This is a genomic window from Roseateles sp. P5_E11 (genome assembly GCF_054049355.1).
On the sequence record NZ_JBFUMO010000884.1, the window covers coordinates 1 to 1,675 of the forward strand.

A 1,675-nucleotide genomic window follows, 5' to 3' on the forward strand; every position below is an offset into this window, starting at 1 on the left:
GGGTAGTGGCAGCTTTTTCCTGAAGACGGAAGGTGCCACCGGCCAGCAAAATGGCATCAACAATTCGGTGCAGGCCCTGGCCACCAACTACCTGGCCGCCGCTCAGAGCTACGAGGGTCCGGCGCTGTACAGCCTGACCAAGCTCAGCAACGCCAGCTACCAGGACCTCGTCGTCGCAAGCGCCGTCAACGCGGTCCCCGAGCCCGAGACCTATGCCCTCTTCCTGGGCGGCCTGGGCGTCATCGGTCTGCTGGCCCGCCGCCGTCTGCCGCGCTGATCCACTTTCAGCTCCTTGCAAAGGCTCCCTCGGGAGCCTTTTTCACTTCTTAGAATCCTCGCGCTTTCCCTGACACCAACCGAGCGCGCCATGCCCGTCAATCTCACCGCCCCCGATCCCGCCTCCCTGTTGCCCGTGCCGGGCGTGCGCCTTGGCGTGACCATGGCCGGCGTGCGCAAGGCCAACCGGCGTGACCTCAGCGTCATCGCRCTGGAAGAGGGCGCCGCGGTCGCCGGCGTCTTCACGACCAACCGCTTCTGCGCCGCTCCCGTGCAGCTTTGCCGCGAGCATCTGGCCGGCGGCTCGGCTATCCGCGCATTGCTGATCAACACCGGCAATGCCAACGCCGGCACCGGTGCCGACGGCCTGGCCCGTGCGCGCCAGACCTGCCAGGCCCTGGCCGGCTTGATCGGCTGCCAGCCAGAGCAGATCCTGCCTTTCTCGACCGGCGTCATCATGGAGACCCTGCCGGTGGACCGCATCACCGCCGGCCTGCCCGCCGCCCTGGCCGCGCTGAAGGCCGACAACTGGGCCGAGGCTGCCGCCGGCATCATGACGACGGACACCCTGCCTAAAGCCGCTTCACGCCGCATCGAGATCGGCGGCGTGCCCGTCACCCTGACCGGCATCTCCAAGGGCGCCGGCATGATCCGGCCGAACATGGCCACCATGCTGGGCTTCGTCGCCACCGACGCCAACGTCGCCCCGGCCCTGCTGCAGCCGCTGGTGAAAGAAGCGGCCGACGCCTCCTTCAACCGCATCACCATCGACGGCGACACCTCCACCAACGACTGCTTCATGCTGATTGCGTCGCGCCGCGCGGCGCATGCCGAGATCACGTCGCTGGACAGCGCCGAGGCCAAGACGTTGCGCGAGGCGCTGATCGCGCTGGCCCAGGAACTGGCCCAGGCCATCGTGCGCGACGGCGAGGGCGCGACCAAGTTCATTGCCATCACCGTCGAAGGCGGCCGTGACGAGGCCGAGTGCAGGCTGGCGGCCTATGCCATCGCCCACTCGCCGCTGGTCAAGACGGCCTTCTTTGCCAGCGACCCGAACCTGGGCCGCATCCTGGCGGCCGTCGGCTATGCCGGCATTGGCGACCTGGACCAGGGCCTGATCGACCTGGACCTGGATGACGTTGCCGTGGTGCGCCAGGGCGGGCGCCTGACGACCTATCGCGAGGAAGACGGCCAGCGCGTCATKAAGCAGTCCGAGATCACCATCCGCGTCGGCCTGAACCGCGGTTCGGCCAGCGCCACCGTCTGGACCTGCGACCTCAGCCACGACTACGTCAGCATCAACGCGGACTATCGAAGCTGAGGGTTATTGCTGTCAGGGCTTCATCGCATGACGATCGGCGCCGCCTGCGGGCGGCGCTGACAATCCGCGGCTTCACGG

2 protein-coding genes are annotated in these 1,675 nt (G+C 67.9%); both read left to right on the forward strand.

All coding sequences use genetic code 11. The features are described from left to right. Nucleotides 1-277, forward strand: a 277-nt coding sequence (locus ACXJKR_RS31725; protein ID WP_457326236.1) for a PEP-CTERM sorting domain-containing protein, incomplete at its 5' end; no start/stop codon positions are given. 90 nt (nucleotides 278-367) lie between these two features. Beyond that, entirely contained in the window at nucleotides 368-1,597 is a 1,230-nt protein-coding gene (gene argJ / locus ACXJKR_RS31730) for a bifunctional glutamate N-acetyltransferase/amino-acid acetyltransferase ArgJ (RefSeq protein WP_457326238.1), read from the forward strand. Nucleotides 1,598-1,675: the final 78 nt, after the last annotated feature.